Origin of the sequence: uncultured Rhodospira sp. (genome assembly GCF_937138205.1) — a bacterium.
In the GTDB taxonomy this organism is placed as follows: domain Bacteria; phylum Pseudomonadota; class Alphaproteobacteria; order Rhodospirillales; family Rhodospirillaceae; genus Rhodospira.
Genome location: NZ_CAKZOT010000103.1, coordinates 31,895 through 52,680 on the forward strand (window position 1 = coordinate 31,895; position 20,786 = coordinate 52,680).

20 protein-coding genes are annotated in these 20,786 nt (G+C 66.3%); 14 read left to right on the top strand and 6 right to left on the bottom strand.

Annotated elements, in window-relative coordinates; translation table 11 throughout:
* Nucleotides 1-55 precede the first annotated feature (55 nt).
* Nucleotides 56-1,339, bottom strand: a complete 1,284-nt coding sequence (ccrA, locus tag Q0309_RS14595) for a crotonyl-CoA carboxylase/reductase (protein ID WP_299442649.1) — start codon at nucleotides 1,337-1,339, stop codon at nucleotides 56-58.
* A gap of 250 nt (nucleotides 1,340-1,589) precedes the next feature.
* On the opposite strand from ccrA, the gene Q0309_RS14600 reads away from it, so the two are divergent.
* Nucleotides 1,590-3,605 (top strand): protein meaA, encoded by a 2,016-nt coding sequence (locus Q0309_RS14600; RefSeq protein ID WP_366940632.1) that lies wholly within the window; start codon nucleotides 1,590-1,592, stop codon nucleotides 3,603-3,605.
* A gap of 121 nt (nucleotides 3,606-3,726) precedes the next feature.
* Here Q0309_RS14600 and Q0309_RS14605 read toward each other — a convergent pair whose 3' ends face one another.
* Together Q0309_RS14605 and Q0309_RS14610 are read right to left on the bottom strand one after the other, a co-directional pair.
* Entirely contained in the window at nucleotides 3,727-4,347 is a 621-nt protein-coding gene (locus Q0309_RS14605) for a polymer-forming cytoskeletal protein (protein ID WP_299442652.1), read from the bottom strand.
* Complete coding sequence (locus Q0309_RS14610; RefSeq protein WP_299442655.1) at nucleotides 4,331-5,653, bottom strand: M23 family metallopeptidase; 1,323 nt, start codon at nucleotides 5,651-5,653, stop codon at nucleotides 4,331-4,333. The genes Q0309_RS14605 and Q0309_RS14610 overlap by 17 nt, the downstream gene beginning before the upstream one ends.
* A gap of 602 nt (nucleotides 5,654-6,255) precedes the next feature.
* Here Q0309_RS14610 and Q0309_RS14615 point away from each other — a divergent pair.
* The 3 genes from Q0309_RS14615 (at nucleotide 6,256) to Q0309_RS14625 (ending at nucleotide 8,674) form a co-directional block, all read left to right on the top strand.
* On the top strand, nucleotides 6,256-6,732 hold the full coding sequence (locus Q0309_RS14615; protein ID WP_299442659.1) for a phosphatidylglycerophosphatase A: 477 nt from the start codon (nucleotides 6,256-6,258) through the stop codon (nucleotides 6,730-6,732).
* Nucleotides 6,729-7,310: a CinA family protein gene (locus Q0309_RS14620; RefSeq protein ID WP_299442663.1), complete on the top strand. Its 582-nt coding sequence runs from the start codon at nucleotides 6,729-6,731 to the stop codon at nucleotides 7,308-7,310. The genes Q0309_RS14615 and Q0309_RS14620 overlap by 4 nt, the downstream gene beginning before the upstream one ends.
* A 92-nt stretch (nucleotides 7,311-7,402) precedes the next feature.
* Nucleotides 7,403-8,674: a class I SAM-dependent RNA methyltransferase gene (locus tag Q0309_RS14625; protein ID WP_299442666.1), complete on the top strand. Its 1,272-nt coding sequence runs from the start codon at nucleotides 7,403-7,405 to the stop codon at nucleotides 8,672-8,674.
* 11 nt (nucleotides 8,675-8,685) lie between these two features.
* Here the strand turns inward: Q0309_RS14625 and Q0309_RS14630 are convergent, their stop codons facing one another.
* Both Q0309_RS14630 and Q0309_RS14635 read right to left on the bottom strand, forming a co-directional pair.
* Nucleotides 8,686-8,997, bottom strand: coding sequence for an STAS domain-containing protein (locus Q0309_RS14630; protein ID WP_299442670.1), 312 nt, complete (start codon nucleotides 8,995-8,997; stop codon nucleotides 8,686-8,688).
* Between the two features lie 268 nt (nucleotides 8,998-9,265).
* Entirely contained in the window at nucleotides 9,266-11,284 is a 2,019-nt protein-coding gene (locus Q0309_RS14635; RefSeq protein ID WP_299442672.1) for a methyl-accepting chemotaxis protein, read from the bottom strand.
* A 27-nt stretch (nucleotides 11,285-11,311) separates the two neighbouring features.
* Here Q0309_RS14635 and Q0309_RS14640 point away from each other — a divergent pair, with 27 nt between their 5' ends.
* Complete coding sequence (locus tag Q0309_RS14640; protein ID WP_299442675.1) at nucleotides 11,312-11,512, top strand: hypothetical protein; 201 nt, start codon at nucleotides 11,312-11,314, stop codon at nucleotides 11,510-11,512.
* Between the two features lie 545 nt (nucleotides 11,513-12,057).
* Here the strand turns inward: Q0309_RS14640 and Q0309_RS14645 are convergent.
* Nucleotides 12,058-12,243 carry a hypothetical protein gene (locus tag Q0309_RS14645; protein ID WP_299442677.1) on the bottom strand — a complete coding sequence of 62 codons (186 nt, stop codon included), beginning with the start codon at nucleotides 12,241-12,243 and terminating at the stop codon, nucleotides 12,058-12,060.
* A 361-nt stretch (nucleotides 12,244-12,604) separates the two neighbouring features.
* On the opposite strand from Q0309_RS14645, the gene Q0309_RS14650 reads away from it, so the two are divergent.
* The 9 genes from Q0309_RS14650 (at nucleotide 12,605) to Q0309_RS14690 (ending at nucleotide 20,772) form a co-directional block, all read left to right on the top strand.
* Nucleotides 12,605-13,339, top strand: a complete 735-nt coding sequence (locus Q0309_RS14650; protein ID WP_299442679.1) for a DUF1538 domain-containing protein — start codon at nucleotides 12,605-12,607, stop codon at nucleotides 13,337-13,339.
* A 20-nt stretch (nucleotides 13,340-13,359) separates the two neighbouring features.
* Nucleotides 13,360-14,151 (top strand): DUF1538 domain-containing protein, encoded by a 792-nt coding sequence (locus Q0309_RS14655; protein ID WP_299442681.1) that lies wholly within the window; start codon nucleotides 13,360-13,362, stop codon nucleotides 14,149-14,151.
* Nucleotides 14,148-14,498, top strand: a complete 351-nt coding sequence (locus Q0309_RS14660; protein WP_299442683.1) for a P-II family nitrogen regulator — start codon at nucleotides 14,148-14,150, stop codon at nucleotides 14,496-14,498. The genes Q0309_RS14655 and Q0309_RS14660 overlap by 4 nt, the downstream gene beginning before the upstream one ends.
* The gene (locus Q0309_RS14665; RefSeq protein ID WP_299442686.1) at nucleotides 14,495-14,929 is read left to right on the top strand and encodes a CBS domain-containing protein; all 435 of its coding nucleotides are present in this window, start codon (nucleotides 14,495-14,497) and stop codon (nucleotides 14,927-14,929) included. The genes Q0309_RS14660 and Q0309_RS14665 overlap by 4 nt, the downstream gene beginning before the upstream one ends.
* A gap of 1 nt (nucleotide 14,930) precedes the next feature.
* A complete protein-coding gene (locus Q0309_RS14670) occupies nucleotides 14,931-15,923 on the top strand; it encodes a calcium/sodium antiporter (RefSeq protein ID WP_299442690.1) in 993 nt (330 codons plus the stop codon).
* Between the two features lie 11 nt (nucleotides 15,924-15,934).
* Complete coding sequence (locus Q0309_RS14675) at nucleotides 15,935-16,717, top strand: SDR family oxidoreductase (RefSeq protein ID WP_299442693.1); 783 nt, start codon at nucleotides 15,935-15,937, stop codon at nucleotides 16,715-16,717.
* Between the two features lie 98 nt (nucleotides 16,718-16,815).
* A complete protein-coding gene (gene folB, locus Q0309_RS14680) occupies nucleotides 16,816-17,241 on the top strand; it encodes a dihydroneopterin aldolase (protein WP_299442696.1) in 426 nt (141 codons plus the stop codon).
* A gap of 604 nt (nucleotides 17,242-17,845) precedes the next feature.
* The gene (uvrC, locus tag Q0309_RS14685; protein ID WP_299442699.1) at nucleotides 17,846-19,741 is read left to right on the top strand and encodes an excinuclease ABC subunit UvrC; all 1,896 of its coding nucleotides are present in this window, start codon (nucleotides 17,846-17,848) and stop codon (nucleotides 19,739-19,741) included.
* Nucleotides 19,742-19,800: 59 nt separating this feature from the next.
* Nucleotides 19,801-20,772, top strand: a complete 972-nt coding sequence (locus Q0309_RS14690; RefSeq protein ID WP_299442701.1) for an Rpn family recombination-promoting nuclease/putative transposase — start codon at nucleotides 19,801-19,803, stop codon at nucleotides 20,770-20,772.
* The last annotated feature ends 14 nt before the right edge of the window (nucleotides 20,773-20,786 follow it).

Below are 20,786 nucleotides of genomic sequence, written 5' to 3' on the forward strand. Positions count from 1 at the left end.
GCCCGAGCGTGTCGTGCCCGGGCGCTCCGTCTCTCCGGTGTGCGGCGGTCCGGCCTCAGCCCTCCAGGCACTCTTCCACCGTACGGCGGCCCGGCTTCACGGCCTGGACCATAACGGCCATGTTCCCCGGCTTGTGCTCGTTCTTCCACATCTTCATATGGGCGTACGGGATCTGATCCCAGGTGAAGACCTCGGACATGCACGGATCCAGCCGCCGCTCGATGACAAGCTGGTTGGCCTGCGAGGCCTGCAGCAGGTTGGCGAAGTGGCTGCCCTGGATTCGCTTCTGGCGCATCCAGACGAAGCGGGCATCAAAGGTCAGGTTGAAGCCCGTGGTACCGGCGCAGAACACCACCATGCCGCCCCGCTTGACCACCAGACAGGACACGGGGAACGTCTGCTCGCCCGGGTGCTCGAACACCATGTCCACGTCGTTGCCCTTGCCGGTGAACTCCCAGACGGCCCGGCCGAACTTGTAGGATTCCTTCATGTAGGCCTTGAAGTCCGGGCCATTGACGTCCGGCAGGCGGCCCCAGCAGTTGAAGTCCTTGCGGTTGATGACACCCTTGGCACCCAGCGACATGACGAAGTCGCGCTTGGTCTCATCGGAGATCACGCCAATCGCGTTGGCGCCCGAAACGGCGCACAGCTGGACCGCCATGGCCCCCAGGCCGCCGGACGCGCCCCAGATCAGCACGTTCTGGCCCGGCCGCAGCACATGCGGGCGGTGGCCGAACAGCATCCGGTAGGCGGTCGCCAGCGTCAGGGTATAGCAGGCGCTCTCTTCCCAGGTCAGGTGCTTCGGGCGCGCCATCAACTGCTGCGCCTGCACATTGGTGAACTGCGCGAACGAACCGTCCGGTGTCTCATACCCCCAGATGCGCTGGCTGGACGAGAACATCGGATCGCCGCCGTTACACTCCTCGTCGTCACCGTCGTCCTGGTTGCAGTGAATGACGACCTCGTCGCCCACCTTCCACCGCTTCACCTGCGAGCCCACCGCGTAGACGATGCCCGAGGCATCGGAGCCGGCGATATGGAACGCGGCCTTGTGGACGTCGAACGGCGTGACCGGCTCGCCCAACGAGGCCCAGATGCCGTTGTAGTTCACCCCGGCGGCCATCACCATCACCAGGACCTCGTGCGACTCCAGCTTCGGCACGTCCACCACCTCGACCTGCATGGCCGTGTCCGGCGGGCCGTGCCGTTCGCGACGAATGGCCCAGGCGTACATCTGCTTGGGCACGTGGCCCAGGGGCGGGATCTCGCCCAGCTCGTAGAGGTCCTTCTTCTCCTGGCCCGGATGCAGTTCGACGACCTCGGCGGCGGCGTTGCTCATGCCTCTGAACTCCCTGTACTGGTCTCTCTTCCGTCGTCGCCGACTCCCGCGCTGGGTCATGCGGCGGTCGCGAAGAGCGGCGGTCTCGTTTGATGTCAGAGTAAGGCTATACCCACTCCAGGCTTCCATCGCAATGCACAAACTGATAAATAATTACGCCTGACCGACGGCCAAAGTAATTATTGTTCTGCGATAACGCGCCCCTTGGTAGAGTGCCGCACCCTTTTGTCGCGGCCTGATGGAGACGAGCATGACCGGCACGCCCGATTCCCCCGCCCCGCCTGCTGCACCGCAGCGCGACAAGCCCTGGCTGTTCCGGACCTATTCGGGCCACTCCTCGGCCAAGGCCTCCAACGAGTTGTACCGAACAAACCTGGCCCGCGGGCAGACCGGGTTGTCGGTGGCCTTCGACCTGCCGACCCAGACCGGCTACGATTCGGACCATGTCCTGGCCACCGGCGAGGTCGGCAAGGTCGGCGTGCCCATCTGCCACCTGGGCGACATGATGACGCTGTTCGACCAGATCCCGCTGGAAAAGATGAACACGTCGATGACCATCAACGCGCCGGCCGCCTGGCTGCTGTCGCTGTACATCGCCACGGCGGAGAAGCAGGGCGCCGACAGGTCCAAGCTCCAGGGCACCATCCAGAACGACATCATCAAGGAATACCTCTCGCGCGGCACCTACATCTTCCCGCCCGAGCCCTCGATGCGCCTGATCAACGACGTCATCGCCTTCACCTACAAGGAGGTTCCCAAGTGGAACCCCATCAACATCTGTTCCTATCACTTGCAGGAAGCCGGCGCGACGCCGGAGCAGGAACTGGCCTACGCGCTGGCCACGGCCCGTGCCGTGCTCGACACCGTGCGCGACTCCGGCCAGGTGCCGGCCGATGACTTCCCCGTGGTGGTCGGGCGCATCAGCTTCTTCCTCAACGCCGGAATCCGCTTCGTCACCGAACTGTGCAAGATGCGCGCCTTTGCCGAGCTGTGGGACGAGATGTGCCGCGAGCGCTACGGCGTCGAGAACGAAAAGTACCGCCGCTTCCGGTACGGTGTGCAGGTCAACAGCCTGGGCCTGACCGAGCAGCAGCCGGAGAACAACGTCTACCGCATTCTGCTGGAAATGCTGGCCGTCGTGCTGTCCAAGAACGCGCGTGCGCGCGCCGTGCAGTTGCCCGCCTGGAACGAGGCCCTGGGCCTGCCGCGCCCGTGGGACCAGCAGTGGTCGCTGCGCCTGCAACAGATCGTGGCGTATGAGACCGACCTGCTGGAATTCGGCGACATCTTCGACGGCTCCAGCGAGATCACGCGCAAGGTCGAGGACCTGAAGGCCGAGGCCCGCGAGGAACTGGCCCGCATCGAGGCCATGGGCGGCGCCGTGCCGGCCGTCGAGTCCAGCTACATGAAGCAGAAGCTGGTGGAATCGAACACGCGGCGTCTGGCCGGGATTGAGTCCGGCGAGATGATCGTGGTCGGCGTCAACAAGTACACCGAGGGCGCGCCCAGCCCGCTGTCCACCGGCGACGGCACCATCATGGCCGTGGACCCGCAGGCCGAACACGAGCAGATCGAAGGCCTGAAGGCATGGCGCGCGCAGCGCGATGACGCGGCTGTTCAGAGCGCCCTGGCCGACCTGGCGGCGGCGGCGCGCGAGGGCCGCAACATCATGGAACCCTCGATCGCCTGCGCCCACGCCGGGGTGACGACCGGCGAATGGGGCCAGACGCTGCGCGACATTTTCGGCGAGTACCGCGCCCCCACGGGCGTCGCCCGCAACGCCAGCGAGGTGACGGCCGGCGAGCGCATGACGGCCGTGCGTCAGCGGGTCGAGGACGTCTCCGCCCGGCTCGGCCGGCGGGTCAAGATCCTGGTGGGCAAGCCGGGCCTGGACGGACATTCCAACGGCGCCGAGCAGATCGCCGTGCGCGCCCGCGATGCCGGCATGGAGGTGGTTTATGAGGGCATCCGCCTGACCCCGGCGCAGATCGTCAACGCGGCGCTGGAGGAAAGCGTGCACGTGGTCGGGCTGTCGATCCTCTCCGGGTCGCACGTCACCCTGGTGACGGACGTCCTGAACCGGATGCGCGCCGCCGGCCTGGGCGATATTCCGGTGGTCGCCGGCGGCATCATCCCGGCGGAGGACGAGCGCACCCTGCTGGCCGCCGGTGTGGCGCGCATCTACACGCCCAAGGACTATGACGTCACCGCCATCATGGACGACATCGTGACCATCATCGACCCGGACCAGAAACGGGCGGCATGAGCCGCCACGATCGGCGCACCGGGTCGCGGTCGACCGCGACCGGTTCGACATGAAGACCCCGGAGTCACGGCGTGGCTCCGGGGTCTTCGCGTGATCGGGTTGGCGAACACAGGCAGGCGGATCAGGCCCCGGCTTTCTTGGCGCTGGGCCGATCCGTCGACACCGTCGAGGGATCGCCGCTGTCGTCCTCGGCGGGGATCGGGTCCTCGGCGGCGCCATCCATGTCCGGCGTCTCGCCGGCCGTCGTCGCAAGGCGTGGCGCGTCCGCGTACTGGCCGGTGGCGGCGTTCCGTTCCGGCAGACCCAGGTCCGGCATTTCGGCCATGCGGCGGCAGTGCCCCTCCATGAAGGCACCGGGCTCGATGGCCAGGCTTTCGTGCGTGACGTCGCCGATCATGCGGGCCGTGCTGGCCAGGAACACCGACTTGGCGATCACCTGGCCGCTGACGGACCCATGCATTCGCACGGTCTGGGCGCTGACCTCGCCCGTCACCGCCCCGGAAATGCCAATGATCAGCGAGGCACACTTGATATCGCCCTCGACCCGACCGTCGATCTGGATTTCTCCGGCGCTGACCAGATCGCCCGTGATGGTGAGATCGGCGCTGACAATCGAGGGAACGGACCGCTCGGCCGGAGCGTCCGACCCCGTCCGACGCTCGCCCTTGCGCGTTTCCGGGGCGGGGATCGGCGCGGGAGAGGAAGAGGGTGCTGTCGGCTTTGGATTAGCCCTGGAAAACATGCTGACCGGCCTTCATGAACTGCGCGGGGTTGCGCGGCGCGCCCTTGACGCGAATTTCGTAGTGCAGGTGCGGTCCCGTGCTGCGGCCGCTGTTGCCGAGTTTTCCGATCTCATCGCCCCGCGCCACGGTATCGCCGACCTTGCGCGAAATGCTCGACAGATGGCCATAGCGCGTCACCACGCCCATGCCGTGGCTGATGTCCACGCTGCGACCATACCCACGGCGCCAGCCGGCGTAAACCACCTTCCCCGCGGCGGTCGCCACGATCGGCGTCCCCATGGGCGCCGCATAGTCCATGCCCTCGTGCCGGGCCGCCCGGCCGTTGAAGGGATCCTGACGGATGCCGTAGGCGCTGGTGAGGCGGTGCTGTGCCAGGATCGGTTGGGACAGAGGCAGAGCGTCGGTCAGCGCCCGCAGCGCGTCCAGACGGTCGACGTAGGTGTTCAGGTCCGTCACCGAGTCCTTGTAGACCGGCTTGTCGAGGATCGGCAAATCGGCCGGCACGAACGGGCCACCCCGGCCATCCGCGTTTGCCGTCAGGGCGTCGAGCATACTGTCGATGTCCAGCCCCACCTCGGCCAGACTGCCCTCGATGTCGGTGATGCGGGTGCGGGCGACCGCGCCGAAGTGCTCCAGCAGAGCCGCCTGGGCGGTCTCCATCTCGATGACCAGATCTTCCAGGTCGGTGACCCGGTCTGTCAGGGCTTGGTTCTCCTCCAGCGCCAGATCGCGCTGCAGCACCATCTTGCGCATCTCCAGTTCGAAGTCATCGAACTGGGTCAGGAGTTGGTGCGCCTCCGACAGCTCCGCCATGCCCTCTTCCATTTCGGCGAGCTGCGCGAGCAGGGCATCACGGGCGCGGCCCGCCTCCTCCTCCCAGGTGGCGAGATCGGGCTCGGCGTCCCCATGGACCTCGCCCCCGGTCTTTTCGGCGTCGCCCGTATCCACGTAGCGCGAGATGACGGCGTGATTGTTTTCCAGCCCCCGGGTGACCTCGGCGATCTGATCGCGGTACAGGGCCACCTCGGCCAGAAGTTGCTTGTAGCTGTCCTGTGCTTCCTGGACTTCCGCCTTTTTCGCGTCGATCACGGTGTCGACCCAGATCACCATGGCGAGGCTGTAGGTCACGATGCCCAGAAGAACGACACCGACGGTGGCCGTGATCGCCTGTGTGAGGCTGCCGAGACTCAATGACTGGAACCCGCCGGAATCGGTGCGGATCATCACATGGCGTTCGGGGAAAGCCCGCCGCAGGGCTCGTTTCCAGGGGGGAAGATTGAGATGCTGAGGGTCAAACTCTGACATGTTGTCCTGTCTTTCCAGTCAATGGCCAACCTGCTTGGCGACGCGGCGCCGCCCGCGCTCCCGAGGCTGTCGCGTCCAACGCCGATGACCTGGGCCGGTCCTGGCCTCGCAGCCGCAGAATGCTTACCTGCTTCGCGTGGACCCGACCATGCGGGGCGTCACAGCGGCTGACACCGGCGCGCAACGCCACGCTTATGGAACCCGCCATCCTCGTCCGCACGCCAAGGCGCGCGCCATGGAACGAGTGTCATCGTGTCGCATGATGAGCGCCAGCCCTCGACTCGGCGCCGTGATCCACCGACCTGACACGGCTCGGCCCCGTTCCCTCCGCTCGTCGCGGGGTCCGACTCCCCACGGAACGCATATGAATAAAAATGACCGCACGCAAGCCACACACTGAAGTGCCTTCCGCTGCTGGGACTTCACCGCCCCATCTTAGACACATTGTGGTAACAATTCACAAACTGTGGGGCCGAATCGAGTGCGCCTGCGAACAATCACGCCGCGCCGTTGCCAAACTCACCGGCGGACGTCATGGTCGGGCGATGATGTCCTATCACGATCCCCCACCAACCGACACACCCAAAGGCGTCCGACACCACATGGTTCGCTGGTTGGCCACGTGGTTCGGCAGCGGGCTCAGCCCCGTCGCGCCGGGAACGGCGGGATCCCTGGCCGCCCTTCCATTCGCCTGGCTGCTGGCCTGGGCGGGAGGGGCCTGGACGCTACTGGGCGCCACGGTGATGGTCTTCGGCGTCGGCGTCGTCGTGAGCGAGGCCTACCGCCAGACCGCCGGCCGCAAGGACCCGTCCGAGGTGGTCATCGACGAGGTGGCCGGGCAATGGCTCACCCTGGGGCTGGTGCTGCTGGTTTGGCCAATGGACAGCCTGATCGTGGCCCTGTCCTTCCTCGCCTTCCGGATCGCCGACATCACAAAGCCATGGCCCGCCAACGCCATTGACCGCAGGATGGATGGCGGCCTGGGAATCATGCTTGACGACATGGTGGCCGGCCTCTACGCAGCCGGGGCCGTGTTGATCACCCTCATCGGACTGCGGAACGGGATTGTCGCGTCATGACCGCCCTCGCCAAGGAGTTGGAAGAGCACGCCCGCGCCGTGCTTGCGGTATGCCGCCAGGAAGGCCTGGTGGTGGCCGTCGCCGAGTCGTGCACCGGCGGCCTGCTGGCCGCCAGCCTGACCGCCGTTCCCGGCTCCAGTACCGCGTTCGACCGTGGTTTCGTCACCTATTCGAACGAGGCCAAAACGGACATGCTGGGGGTCGAGCCCGAATTGTTGCAGTCGGCCGGTGCGGTTAGCGAGGATGTCGCGGTGGCCATGGCGCTGGGCGCGCTGGCGGCCAGCGGCCAAAGCCTGAGCGCCGCCATCACCGGCATCGCCGGCCCGGACGGCGGCAGCGACGCCAAACCGGTCGGCTTGGTTCACATGGCCGCCGCCCGCCTGGACGGCCTGGTGCGTCCGAAGCGGTACGTGTTCGCCGGTGGTCGCGACGACATCCGCCTGGCCAGCGTCCACGCTGCCCTGGACCTCCTGCTGGAACTGGCGACCCTGCGCGACGACGAGGACGAGGACGAGGACGACGGCGAGGGAGCGGCCAGGACCACGCCGGGCGACGCAACGCCCGAGGCCGGGCGGTGACACCGCCCCCGAACCGCACCCGATCCTCGACCCGCCGGTCCCGCCGCGCCACTCCGTCCCCGTCCCGGGTCCAGTGGACCGGTCCTGACCGCGTGCGCGTCCCTGTGACGGACCTGGGCGCCCACGGCCACGGCTTGGCCCGCCACGACGGTCAACCGCTGTACATCCCGGATGCCCTGCCTGGCGAGACCGTCGAGGTGCGGATCGTCGACCGCGTGGGCGATGGCTGGCGCGCCGAAGTGCTGTCGCACCTGGACCCCTCCCCGGACCGGGTGGAACCCGTGTGTCCGCACTTCGGGCCGTGTGGCGGCTGCACCCTGCAACACCTGCGCCCGGCGGCCCAGGCCGCGTGGAAGCGTCAGCAGATCATCGACGCGGTGACCAAGCGGGGCCTGCCGGTGCCGGACGTCGATCCGGTGGTGGCGATCCCGCCGGGGCACCGCCGCCGCTGTACGCTCGGCTGGCGCCGGACGGCCCGGGCGGTCCTGCTTGGCTTCCACGGGCAGGACAGCCATCGCCTGGAGGACGTGCACACGTGCCCCATGGTCGCCTCCGACCTGTTTGTGCTGTTCGCGTCGTTGCGGGCGCTGCTGGAGGACATCACGGGCGCGGGCGATGCGGGGCAGGCCATTCTGACCCTGACCGACACCGGCGCGGACTGCACCCTGACGCTGGACCGCCCGCCCACCCTGGCGATTCGCGAGCGGCTGGCCGCCTTCGCCGAAGACGCCGATCTGGCCCGCCTGGGGTGGTTGTCCAACGGCACCGTGGAGCCGGTCGTGGAACGGCGGCCGCCGACGGTGCTCATGGCTGGCACGCCCGTCCGCCTGCCGCCGTTGGCCTTTCTCCAACCCTCGCGGGAGGGCGCGGAGGCCATCATTGAAGCCGTGCGCGCGCGCCTGCCGGCCAGCGATGGCGCGGCGCTGGACCTTTATGCAGGGATGGGGACGGTCACGTTTCCGCTCGCCGCCGAGGGCCGTGCGGTCCACGCGGTCGACGAGAACGCGGACTCGATCGCGGCACTGTCCGCCGCCGTGGCCCCGGGACAGCCGATCACCACGGCCGTGCGAAATCTGGACTCGGACCCGGTTGGCGGCGCCGCGTTGCACGCCTTCGAGGCGGTGGTGTTCGATCCGCCACGGGCCGGCGCCCGCGCCCAGGCCACAGCCCTGGCGTCGGACGGACCGCCTCACATCGTTGCCGTCTCGTGCCGACCGGCCACGTTCGCCCGCGATGCCCGGATCCTGGTCGATGCCGGCTATGCGCTGGGCCGTATCACGACCATCGACCAGTTTCCCTGGGCGGCCCATGTGGAACTCGTCGCCGGCTTTGAGCGTCGCCCTGCCGCCGCCCTCTCGGACTGATCTGACTGACGTCAGACCGTCTGGCGGATCGAAAACAGGGTGTCGAACCGGGCCAGGTCGAGCATTTCCCGAACGGTCCCCTTGGGGTCGGCCAGCACGACGGCGCTGCCGGTCTTTTTCGCCTGCTCGCGCAGGGTCAACAGGAACCCGAGGCCGGCGGAATCCATGTACGTCAGGCCCCCGAAGTTGACCTCGACCTGCCCGGGACGGCCGGACAGCGTCTCGCCGACGACGCGATCAAAAGTCGAACGATCGCTGTGGATGAGCTGATCCGACAGGTACAGGACGATTTTGCCACTCTCTGATTTCACTTCGTACTTCAAGGCCTCTCCTCCTTGTGGCGGTCTTTGAGCCTGAACAAACCCCTAGGCTGGCGCCAGATACCGAACACCTGCTCGCCTTGCGCGCCGGAGCATTCCGAGACGACATGGAGACATCCTGCGATCACACCGGATCCCAGCCCCGCATTCTATCCGAATCTATCCGCACGTTCATTGTTCGAATTTGGGCCGCCCCTTGGATCACAGGCCCTTGGATTACAGGAAAGCGGGGCTTGGCCAGCGATCGAAGGCACGGACGGCCGCGACCGATCTAACGCCGGTTGCCGATCATGCCATTCAGCCCATCCTGCTGTTGGTCGTTCAGTTCCAGGCGGATGTGTGTGGCGTCGTCGGTCTTGGCGACGATGGCACCACTCACAGTCCCAAGACCCGGGATATCGATCTTGAATTCCTGACCCCGCTCGCCGTCCAGCGCCCGATCGAGCGTGCCCACACCGCTCCGGGCGAGATCGTGCAACAGGGCGGACTGTTGGCCGCGCCCCGGGATCTCCAGGGTCACGGCCAGGTTGACCGTATGCAGTTCGCTGTCCAGACGGTCCTCCTCCGACCCGCTGCGCATCAGCTTGTCGAGCGCGGCCTGCATCTGGTGCACGCGGTTGCGCACCTCGGCCGCCGCCTGCTGGACCGAGTTGGCGTGTTGGCCGGTCTCGGTGCTGCTGCTCGACACCTGGCCGATGTTCTCCGAGGAGTCCTGCGTGCTGCGCGAGGCCTGCTGCGCATTCTGGCTGATTTCCCGGGTGGCGGCGGTCTGTTCCTCCACGGCCGCTGAAACGGCGGTGGCGATCTCGTTGATCTCGGCGATGACCTTGGCGATCCCGTCGATGGCGTCCACCGCCTCGCGCGTGGCGGACTGCATCCCGCCGATCTGCTTGGCGATGTCCTCGGTCGCGTTGGCCGTCTGGTTGGCCAGCGTCTTGACCTCGTTGGCGACGACGGCGAAGCCCTTGCCGGCCTCCCCGGCCCGCGCGGCCTCGATCGTGGCGTTGAGGGCCAACAGGTTCGTCTGCTTGGCGATGTCGCTGATCATGTTGACGACTTCGCCGATCTGGTTGGCCGCCTGGGCCAGCCCCTGGATCCGCTCGTTGGTCGTCTCCGCCTGTTCCACCGCCCGATGGGCCGTCGCCGCCGAAGCGCTGACCTGCCGGCTGATCTCGTCCACCGAGCTGGCCATCTGTTCGGCGGCGGCGGCCACGGCATCGACACTGTGCGCCGCCTCCCGCGACGCGGACGCGGCGGCATCGGACCGGTTTTCCGTCTGCCTGACCGCGTCGGCCATCTGTTGGGCCAGCGTATGCATGGTCTCGGCCTGCTGTTGGACAAGGCTGATGGCGTTGCGGACCTCCTGGTCGAGGGCGTTGGTCATGGCGAACATCTCGGCCTTGACCTTGCGCGCGTTGCGCCGGTGCATGGCCTCCTGCTCCGCCGCCAGTTCCTTCAGCTTCAGGCCATTGTCCTTGAACACCTGAACCGCGCCCGCCATTTCGCCGATCTCGTCGGAACGCTGACGCCCGGGCACCTCGACGGTAAGGTCGTCGTGCGCCAGCCGTTCCATGGCCTCCGTCATGCCCTTCAACGGACGGCTGAGCAGCCGGCGCAGCATGAGGACGATCAGCCCCATCACACCCAACGTGGCCAGCGGGTTGACGACGGCCTGCACCGAGGTCGACCGAAGCTGCACCTCCTCCAGGTGCTCCACCCGATCGTGCAACCGATCGGTCTCCGCCTGAGATGTCTCGCGCACCTCTGTGCGCTGCTTCTCGGCGGCCCGCATCAACTCGGCCAGTTCGCGCTCCTGGGCTTCCTCCAGGGTTTGGATTTTCTTTTCTGCCCGCTCCTCAAGCGCGATCAGGGCCGCCCGTGTGACGGCCACCTCGAGAACGCCGCGCGGCTCATCGCCGCTTCCGTGGCAGCCCTGGCATTCCATGTCGTTGGTCAGGGTGGAGTAGGAGAACAGAACCGGCTGCAGGGCGCCGTCGTCGTCCTCGACCTCGCCCGGGTGTGTGGCCTTGCCATCGCCGACCGCCAACGCGTCGTCCAGACCCGCCTTGCGGTCCGCCGGAATCTCCACCGGATCCTCGCTTGACCGGGCTTGAAAATACGTCGTGCCCAGACGCTCGTTCACCTCCATGATGGTGGAATTGTCGGTGAAGGCCTCCACCCCTGTCGTCCGCCACAACCGGATCGACATGACCCCCGGAATCTCGGACAGGGAGAACATGATGTCCTCGGCGGTGGAGGCTTCGCCGCTGAGCATCGCGGAGCGGATCATGCTTGTCGCCGACGACGAGATCCCCTGATGCATCCCGGCGATGAACCGCCGTTCGATCTCGGTTTCGCTGACCGTCTCCGTCTCGACCAGATCATGGTGCGCCTTTTGGCGAGCAATCTGCGTCTCGACAACCTCATCGACCGTGTTTTCAATAAACTCGTCTTTCTTCGCAATGACCCCGTCAACGTCTTCAGAAAACGCCTCTGTCTCGGACCGGACAACAGTTGAAAAGTAATAAACCAAGGCTATATTTACGATGGCAATAATTGAAACCAAGGCCACGACAACGGCCGTAATCTTAGCATTCAGCGACTTCATCATGCCCATTTCTCGCCGTCCTGACGTTTTGCCTTGACCCAGGCCTCATGCACAGCCATGCCGTGTCATAGTGGGCCGGGGACCGCGAACGCACGACCCCGGCACACGACTCACGACCCCATCGGTTCGAGGCAGACCACCGGTCCCCCGCCGACACTGTTTAGCATCGAATCTCTACCGAATCGCTAATCTCGTCTGTTCTGTTTGCCGAAACGTTAATCGGATCAGCCGGGACGGCGCATGGCAGCCGCGCTAGCCCTGCATGTGAAAATCACGCGAAGTGAATTGAACACGGTCAAGTATCATCGGCCCGCCGACACACGAAGCGAGCGGTTAGGCAACACGAAAACGACGCCTTGCCAGCCGCAAGGCGCGCCATGATTGCCTCTCATCAGAATTCAGGCCGTTACACCAACAATAGTGAGTCGGATATTGTGCCGTCCGCCCACCCTCTGTCAGGTCGCCGACTCGTCCTCTTCGACGCGGCCACCGGTGACGATAATGGTGATCGCCATGATGACAATCGTCAGGGCCAAAACCAGGTAGATGACCCACCATTGCTGGAAGATGAATACGGCCAAGTAGGCCAGCAGGCCCGCGAGAGCGACAGCAAGGATGAGACTCAACTTGACGGTTACCATGGCCGGCCTCCCTTCCGTTTCAGATGCCCGGTTGCGGCCCCGCCGCCACTGACCGGCGCCGCCGCCCTCGCCGCCTCAAAAACGAAGGCTTTCGAGACGGTATTGTTACGTTTTAGATATAGCAGTTGGCATTCGTTGTCCACCCAATCGCCCCACCCAATCGCCCCCCAACGCCCTGGATCCGCCCGTCCCGTCCGCTGCTCTTCCGGCACCCCTGCATTGACAGGCTCCCGGGGTGCCCCCACGTTCTTGAGTACTATCGTGGCTTGTGTGATCGCCGCGGTCGCCTCACTCTCCGGACTCCGCTCATTCTCGCGGCGGTTCGCCCCTTTCCGCCCACTGTCGAACTGTCCCCCCAGGCATGATCACGCCCTTCCGATCCTTTCTCGGACTCATCCTGGGTGCGCTGCGCGATCTGGCGCCGATCATCCTGGTCATCAGCTTTTTCCAGATCGTCGTGCTGCAGCAACCGTTTCCGAACCTCGGGCCGATCATCGTCGGCTTGCTGCTGGTGTTGCTGGGGCTGGCGCTGTTCATCCAGGGGCTGGAGATGGGGTTGTTTCCCCTGGGCGAGTCCATGGCCCATGCCTTCGCCCGCAAGGGCAGTCTGTTCTGGCTGCTGGCGTTCGCCTTTGCCCTCGGCTTCGGGACCACGGTGGCCGAGCCAGCGCTGATCGCGGTGACCGGCGAGGCGGCCGAGGCCGCCGCCAAGGCCGGCCTGATCGCGCCGGGACCGGACAGCAAAGCGACCTATGCGGTCGGGATGCGCTACACCGTGGCTTTCGCGGTTGGCATCGCCATCCTTGTGGGGGTCTTCCGCATCATCAAGGGCTGGCCGGTGCAGATCCTGATCATCGGCGGATACCTCATCGTCGTGGCGCTGACCTTCATCGCGCCGGCGGAGATCGTTGGCGTGGCGTACGATTCCGGCGGCGTCACCACGTCGACCATCACCGTGCCGCTGGTCACCGCGCTGGGCGTCGGGCTGGCCTCGATGCTGCGCGGCCGCAATCCGTTGATTGACGGCTTCGGGCTGATCGCCTTCGCCAGCCTGACGCCGATGATGTTCGTCATGCTCTACGGCCTGCTGTACTGACCCGGAAGGAACCGCGCCCCGTGGCCACGCTGATCCAGCTTGTCGATACGCTCTGGACCACCATTCTGGACGTGGCGCCGATCCTGCTGATCCTGGTGCTGTTCCAGGTGATGGTGCTGCGCCAGAAGGTGCCGCACCTGCGACGCATGATCCTGGGGTTCATCTACGTGGTGCTGGGGCTGGACCTGTTCCTGGTCGGGCTGGAGATGGCGTTGTTTCCCCTCGGCCAGATCATGGCCGGGCAACTGACCGACCCGGCATTCATGGGCGTCTCCGAGCAGGGGGCCATCGGGGCCAACTGGCGCGACTACCTGTGGGTCTATGCCTTCGCGGCCGCCGTCGGCTTTTCCACCACCATCGCCGAGCCGGCGCTGATCGCCGTCAGCCTGAAGGTGAAGGAGGTCTCCGGTGGCGCGGTGAAGGCGTGGGGCCTGCGGGTGGCGGTGGCCGTCGGTGTGGCGGTTGGCGTGACGCTCGGCGCGCTTCGCATCGTCACCGGCTGGTCCTTGCCCCTGCTCATCGTCATCGGCTATGTGATCGTGATCATTCAGACCCTGATCGCGCCGCGTCAGATCATTCCGCTCGCCTACGATTCCGGGGGAGTGACCACGTCCACCGTCACGGTGCCCCTGGTGACCGCGCTCGGCCTGGGCCTGGCCTCGAACATTCCCGGGCGCAGTCCCCTCATCGACGGCTTCGGGCTGATCGCCCTGGCCAGCCTGTTTCCCATGATCACCGTCATGGGCTACGCGCAGGTGGGCGACCTTCTCGCCCGTCGCGCCGCCCGCCGCAAAGCGCGTGAGGAGTCATGAAGTTCAAGTTGATCATCGCCAGTGTCCCGGACACGACGACCGACGCCATCGTCGACGCCGCCCGCAAGGAGGGCGCCACCGGCTGCACGGTCCTGACCAACGCCCGCGGCGAGGGGCTGAAAAAGGCCAAGACGTTCCTGGGCCTGGACCTGGCGGGCGGGCGCGACCTGGTGCTGATCATCGTCGAGCAGCATCTGGCCCGGCGCATCCTGGAAACCATCGACGCGGCCGGCAAGTTCGACACCAGCCCCGGGGCCGGCATCGCCATCATGATCGATGTCGAGGACGCCGTCGGCCTGGGCAGCCAGATTCACACCATCCAGACCGAGATCGAGGACGAGGTATGAGCAGCAGGCCGTATAAGCCGGTCCGGCAGGTCATGTCCGACACGCCGTACCTGATCGAGGGCATGGCCACCGTCACCGAGGCGGTGGCCATGATGAAAGAGAAGCGCGTCAGTTCCCTGGTCATCCGCAAGCGCCACGAGGGCGACGAATACGGCATGGTCGTCATCCAGGACATCGCCGACAAGATCGTCGCCCAGGATCGCTCGCCCGACCGCGTCAACGTCTACGAAATCATGAGCAAACCCCTGATCGCCGTGCAGGCCGACATGGACGTCCGGTACGCCATCCGCCTGCTTGGCCGGTTCCGCCTGTCGCGGACCATCGTGATGGACCAGGGAGAGCTGGTCGGCATCGCCACCCTGCGCGACCTTGTCCTCGCCTACCTGACGGGCGACGATCAAGTCCCGCCCGCCCCAACGGAGACATCGTGACATGCTCACCGCCGTGGTGTTCTTGATCCTCGGATTCGTCCTCTTGCCTGTCGGCGCCAACATCCTGGTCAGCGGCGCCGTCGCCCTGTCGGAACGCCTGGGCGTCTCGCCCCTGGTGGTGGCGTTGACCGTCGTGGCCTTTGGCACGTCGCTGCCGGAACTGGTGGTCTGTCTGGACGCCGCGCTGGGCGGCGCGCCGGGCATCGCCATGGGCAACGTGGTCGGCTCGAACATCGCCAACGTGCTGTTGATCCTGGGGGCGGCGGCCCTGATCATGCCCGTCGCCTGCGGCGAGCCGCGCGCGTTCCTGCGTGACAGCCTGATCATGCTGGCCGCCACGGCCCTGTGCGTGGGCGCGGTCCTGTCGGGTGTCATCCCGCGCTGGCAGGGCGGCGGGATGCTGGTCCTGCTGGTGGTTTTCCTGGTGTACTCCTATTGGCGTGACTCGACCGACAAGGACGCCGCCGAGTCCCATCTGTCAGAGGTCGAGGAGTTCGAGGGCCTGAAGGACCGGCCCTGGGCGATCATCATTGGCGCCATCGTGCTCGGGCTTGCCGGGGTGGTCGGTGGCGCCCACCTTCTGGTCGAGGGCGCCGTGGTGGTCGCGCGCGGCCTGGGTGTGTCCGAGGCGGTGATCGGTCTGACCGTTGTGGCCCTGGGCACCTCGCTGCCGGAACTCGCGGTGGCCGTCGCGGCGGCGATGAAGAAAGAGCCGGATGTGATCGTCGGCAGCATTGTCGGCTCCAACATCTTCAACATCCTGGCCATCCTGGGCGCCACCGCGCTGGTGATCCCGATCGAAGTGCCGGCGCAGGTGGCGTCGTTCGACATCTGGGTCATGGTCGCCGTCGCCGTGCTGTTGCTGCCCGTCATGATGAGCGGGCGCCGCATGAGCCGGGTTGAGGGGGGCCTGTTCCTGACGGCCTACGCGGGGTACACGGCGATCCAGTACGTCGGCGTGGATCGTGTGTTGATGCTGTCCCCGGTGTCTTGAGGCCGCCAACCATGGTGCACGCCATCCCGCCTTTCGCCCTGGTGACCGGAGCGGGCCGCCGGATCGGCCGTGCCCTGGCGCTGGAATTGGCGGACGTCGGTTTCGCGGTGGCCGTGCACTATTTCGGCTCGGCCGAGGCTGCCCACGAAACCCGTGCCTTGATCGAGGCCCAGGGCGGTCGCGCCGTCACCGTGCGCGCCGACCTGGGGACCGAGGACGACGCGGCGCCCCTGGTGCGCCGCGCGTCCGAGGCGCTCGGCGGCCCCATCGGCGTCCTGGTCAACAATGCCTCGACGTTCGACTACGACGCCTGGGACACCGTCGACCGCGAGAGTTGGGATCGGCACATGGAACCCAACCTCCGCGCCCCGTTCGTGCTCGCCCAGGCCATGGCCCGCGCGTTGCCGGCCGAGGCTGAAGGCTTGGTGCTCAATATGATCGACCAACGGGTCTGGAACCTGACGCCGCACTTCGTCAGCTACACGGTCAGCAAGGCCGGGCTGTGGACCCTGACGCAAACGCTGGCGCTGGCGCTGGCCCCGCGCGTACGGGTCAACGCCGTTGGCCCGGGGCCGGCGCTGCCAAGTCCGCGCCAGACACAGGCGCAGTTCGATGCCCAATGCGCGGCCCTGCCCTTGCGGCGGGGAACCTCGCCCGAGGAAATCAGGACCGCTCTCCGGTTTGTCCTTGCGGCCCGCTCCATGACCGGGCAAATGATAGCGCTCGATGGGGGTCAGCATCTGGCCTGGGCGTGGCCGGCCACGGGCGGTCTCGCCAAGGCGCCCGAGGAGTAGGCCCCCGGCACGCCCGACATCCAATCGGCCCCCAGCCTTGGCCCGTCTGCGGCGCGTCATGTCCGCGCCCCTGCTGTTCCTTCTGGCAAGGTGGGTTCATGAGCCCTCGCTCCAAGCTATACACGACCACACCGTCAAACCCGTTGGCGGATGCCGAGGCTGGCCTGCGTCATGTGTTTGTCCGCGACCTCGTGCTGCCGGCGCGGATCGGGGTGCACACGCACGAAAAGACCGGCCCGCAACGAATACGCCTGAACCTGGACCTGGGCGTGCGGGAGGGCGCGGTCGCCCTGGAGGATCGGCTGGAGAACGTGGTGTGCTATGAGTCGGTGCTCAACCGTGTTCGCGCCATCGTCGCGACCGGCCATGTGAACCTCGTGGAGACACTCGCCGAACGGATCGCGCAGACGTGCCTGGAGGATGCCCGGGTCCGGCGCGCCGTGGTCCGGATCGAGAAGCTCGACGTCTTTTGCGACGCCGCAAGTGTCGGCGTCACAATCGAACGGCTCAATCCGTTTGGATGAGGCCACGGGGGCGCCCGCTGGCCATTTGCACGCGCCGCGCTCCTTCCTCCGCACTGAAGGTTTTCCTCAAATCCTAGACGTTCGGCATAGGCCGAGTCGGATGAGCCGAATGTGCCGGGAATGCACGGGATTTCTGTCAATTCCTGCTATGCAACGAGTTGTGCACAGGGCCATCGCCGTCACAGAACCGACGCACCCCTGTCAAGAAGCATCACCCGGACCGCCTCCAATTTGTCGATCGGATGCTAATCTACTTTAAAAACAGCGACTTACGAAAATTGCCCAAAAGTTAATCAGGGTGACGGATTCCCCGGATTTCCAGGGAGTCGGGGAGCCGGGCCACACATCACCCACAGAGTTATCCACAGCTTTCGTGGATACATTGGCCCTTGCCAATCGGCCAAACATATCACAGCCATGCGATTCGCTGGTGTATGAAACAACTGTTACAGCCTTCCATCCTTTGGAACAGAGCCGATGGGCGTGACGCACCCGACCGTCCGATATACTGTCCCCCCTATGAACCATGATCGGACACTCCGTTTCGGCGAGGCCATAGGTCGATGGAACGGGATCCTCCTGTGCCCAGGAGGGAGCGGCCGTGATGGCCGATAACCGCCCCGACCTTGATGCTCCAGAGGCGCCGTCGGCGGTCCCCGTGCCGACCGGCGTCGGCGTGATCGCCGCCGCCGTCCGCACGCTGCCCAACACCCCCGGTGTGTATCGGATGCTCGACCGGTCCGGCGACGCATTGTACGTCGGCAAGGCGCGCAGCCTGAAGAAGCGGGTGGTCACGTATACCCACCCGGAGCGACTGCCCACCCGGCTGCAGCGCATGATTTCCGCCACGGCGCGCATGGAGGTGGTGACCACCCACACCGAGGCCGAGGCCCTGCTGCTCGAATCCAACCTGATCAAGAAGCTGAAGCCGCGCTACAACATCCTTCTGCGCGACGACAAGTCGTTCCCCTATATCCTGATCGCCGATGACCACGCCTGGCCGCGCGTGCTGAAGCATCGTGGCGCCCGCACCCGGCCCGGGCAGTACCACGGTCCCTATGCCTCCGCCGGCGCGGTCAACCGAACGCTGGTGGCTCTTCAAAAAGCGTTTCTGCTGCGCTCGTGCTCCGACAGCGTATTTGCCAACCGCACGCGTCCGTGCCTGCTGCACCAGATCAAGCGCTGCTGCGCGCCGTGCGTCGGCCGCGTCAGCGAGGACGAGTACCAGGGGTTGGTGGAGCAGGCCCGCGCCTTCCTGGAAGGCCGCAGCCAGGACATGCAGCGCGACCTGGCGACGCGCATGGAGGACGCCAGTGCGCGGCTGGCGTTCGAGGAAGCGGCCATCTACCGCGACCGCATCCGCGCCCTGACCAGCGTGCAGTCGCACCAGGACATCACCCTGCCCGGCCTGGGCGAGGCCGACGTGGTGGCCGTGCATCAGGCCGGCGGGCAGACCTGCATTCAGGTGTTCTTTTTCCGCGCCGGCAACAACCACGGCAACCGCGCCTACTACCCCAGCCACGCCCGCGAGGACGAGGCCGGCGCCGTGCTGGAGGCGTTCCTGGGACAGTTCTACAGCCGCCAGATGCCGCCGAAGGTGATCCTGCTCAGCACGGACATTCCCAACCCCGAGCTGGTGGCCGAGGCGCTGTCGATCCGCGCCGAGCACAAGGTGACACTGCACGTCCCGCAACGCGGCGCCCGGCGCAAGGTCGTGGACCACGCCCTGACCAACGCCCGCGAGGCGCTGGCCCGGCGCATGGCCGAGACGTCGGCGCAACAGACGCTGTTGGAGGGGCTGGCCGAGGTTCTGGGCCTGGAGGGGCCGCCCGAGCGCGTGGAGGTCTATGACAACTCCCACATTTCCGGCACCAACCCCATCGGCGCCATGATCGTCGCCGGGCCGGAGGGCTTCCAGAAGACGTCCTACCGCAAGTTCAACATCCGCCACGCCGAGGCCACCGCCGACGACTACGCCATGATGCGCGAGGTGATGGAGCGCCGCTTCGCCCGCGCCCTGAAGGAGGACCCCGACCGCACGCGCGGCCAGTGGCCCGACCTGGTGCTGATCGACGGCGGCCAGGGGCAGGTGAGCGCGGCGGCCGGGGTGCTGGAGGACCTGGGCATCGAGGACGTGCAGCTGGTGGGCGTGGCGAAGGGACCGGACCGCGACGCCGGGCGGGAGCGGTTCTTTGTTCCGGGCCGGCCGTCGTTCCTGCTGCCGCCGAACCACCCGGTGCTGTATTTCGTGCAGCGCCTGCGGGACGAGGCGCACCGCTTCGCCGTGGCCGGCCATCAGGCGCGGCGCAAGAAGGCGGCGGCGGCCAATCCTCTGGATGCCATCCCCGGCATCGGCGCGGCGCGCAAGAAGGCGCTGATGCACCACTTCGGCTCCGCCAAGGCGGTGTCACAGGCCGGGCTGGCCGACCTGGAGGCGGTGGAGGGGATTAGCGAGGGATTGGCACGGAAGATTTATGAGAGGTTTCATGGGGAGACATGACGCGGCTAGAGTGCCGGTCTCAATCAATGTGACCCAGACCGCAATGCCATGCCACGCCCATGACCGACACCGACACCCTTTATCACCGCCTGTTCTCCCATCCGCTCATGGTGGAACATCTTGTGCGCGACTTCGTGCCCGACGCCATGGCGGTGGGCCTGGATTTCACCCACATGGACCGGGTCTCCGCCAAGTTCCATGGCGACCGCGTCAGAACCCGCCGGGAAGGCGATATCATCTGGCGCATTCCGGCCCACGAGGGACCGGACATCTACCTGCACCTTCTGCTGGAGTTCCAGTCCACGTCCGACTGGTGGATGGCGGTTCGGGCTCAGGTCTACGAAGGCCTGCTATGGCAGCATCTCATCAAGGAAAACGACCTGAAGGACGGAGACCGACTGCCGCCGGTGTTGCTGGTGGTGATCCACAACGGCGCCCGCGCCTGGACGGCACCCACCGACACAACGGACCTGATCAATCTGCCCAAGGGCTCCCCGTTGTGGCCTTGGCAACCGCGACTCCGGTATCATGTTCTGGACATGGGACGGGTGCCCGAGGACACTCTCACCGGCCGGGAAACGCTGACGTCCCTTCTGGTGCGCCTGGAGCGGCCGCAGGAACCCGGGGCGCTTCGGCACGTCGTTGACGGCGTGATTGCGTGGTTCCGGGCGCATCCGGACTATACGGATTTGAAGCAGCTGTTCACGGCGTTGGTCGGACAGGCATTGCGGGGCTCGGGTTTGCCGGACCGGATCCCCGACGATCTACGGGAGGTGCGAACGATGCTGGAAACCCTCGGCGAGGAATGGACAAAGAAGTGGCGGGCTGAGGGCCGGGCTGAGGGCCGGGCTGAGGGCCGGGCTGAGGGACAAGTTCACATGCTCGCCCGGTTGATCGAACACCGCTTTGGGCCTCTGACGGATGATCAGCGGACACGCATCCTGTCGGCTGATGAGGCCACGGTGGCACTTTGGGAAAAGCGCTTGTTCGAGGCTACCTCCATCGACGATGTACTGTCCCAGCCACATTGATGCGGAACCGAACC

Coding starts and splice junctions, on each gene's coding strand:
- ccrA (WP_299442649.1), bottom strand. CDS start 1,339: ATGAGCAACGCCGCCGCCGAGGTCGTCGAACTGCATCCGGGCCAGGAG.
- Q0309_RS14600 (WP_366940632.1), top strand. CDS start 1,590: ATGACCGGCACGCCCGATTCCCCCGCCCCGCCTGCTGCACCGCAGCGC.
- Q0309_RS14605 (WP_299442652.1), bottom strand. CDS start 4,347: ATGTTTTCCAGGGCTAATCCAAAGCCGACAGCACCCTCTTCCTCTCCC.
- Q0309_RS14610 (WP_299442655.1), bottom strand. CDS start 5,653: ATGTCAGAGTTTGACCCTCAGCATCTCAATCTTCCCCCCTGGAAACGA.
- Q0309_RS14615 (WP_299442659.1), top strand. CDS start 6,256: ATGGTTCGCTGGTTGGCCACGTGGTTCGGCAGCGGGCTCAGCCCCGTC.
- Q0309_RS14620 (WP_299442663.1), top strand. CDS start 6,729: ATGACCGCCCTCGCCAAGGAGTTGGAAGAGCACGCCCGCGCCGTGCTT.
- Q0309_RS14635 (WP_299442672.1), bottom strand. CDS start 11,284: ATGATCCGCTCCGCGATGCTCAGCGGCGAAGCCTCCACCGCCGAGGAC.
- Q0309_RS14640 (WP_299442675.1), top strand. CDS start 11,312: ATGCATCCCGGCGATGAACCGCCGTTCGATCTCGGTTTCGCTGACCGT.
- Q0309_RS14645 (WP_299442677.1), bottom strand. CDS start 12,243: ATGGTAACCGTCAAGTTGAGTCTCATCCTTGCTGTCGCTCTCGCGGGC.
- Q0309_RS14650 (WP_299442679.1), top strand. CDS start 12,605: ATGATCACGCCCTTCCGATCCTTTCTCGGACTCATCCTGGGTGCGCTG.
- Q0309_RS14660 (WP_299442683.1), top strand. CDS start 14,148: ATGAAGTTCAAGTTGATCATCGCCAGTGTCCCGGACACGACGACCGAC.
- Q0309_RS14665 (WP_299442686.1), top strand. CDS start 14,495: ATGAGCAGCAGGCCGTATAAGCCGGTCCGGCAGGTCATGTCCGACACG.
- Q0309_RS14670 (WP_299442690.1), top strand. CDS start 14,931: ATGCTCACCGCCGTGGTGTTCTTGATCCTCGGATTCGTCCTCTTGCCT.
- Q0309_RS14675 (WP_299442693.1), top strand. CDS start 15,935: ATGGTGCACGCCATCCCGCCTTTCGCCCTGGTGACCGGAGCGGGCCGC.
- folB (WP_299442696.1), top strand. CDS start 16,816: ATGAGCCCTCGCTCCAAGCTATACACGACCACACCGTCAAACCCGTTG.
- uvrC (WP_299442699.1), top strand. CDS start 17,846: ATGGCCGATAACCGCCCCGACCTTGATGCTCCAGAGGCGCCGTCGGCG.
- Q0309_RS14690 (WP_299442701.1), top strand. CDS start 19,801: ATGACCGACACCGACACCCTTTATCACCGCCTGTTCTCCCATCCGCTC.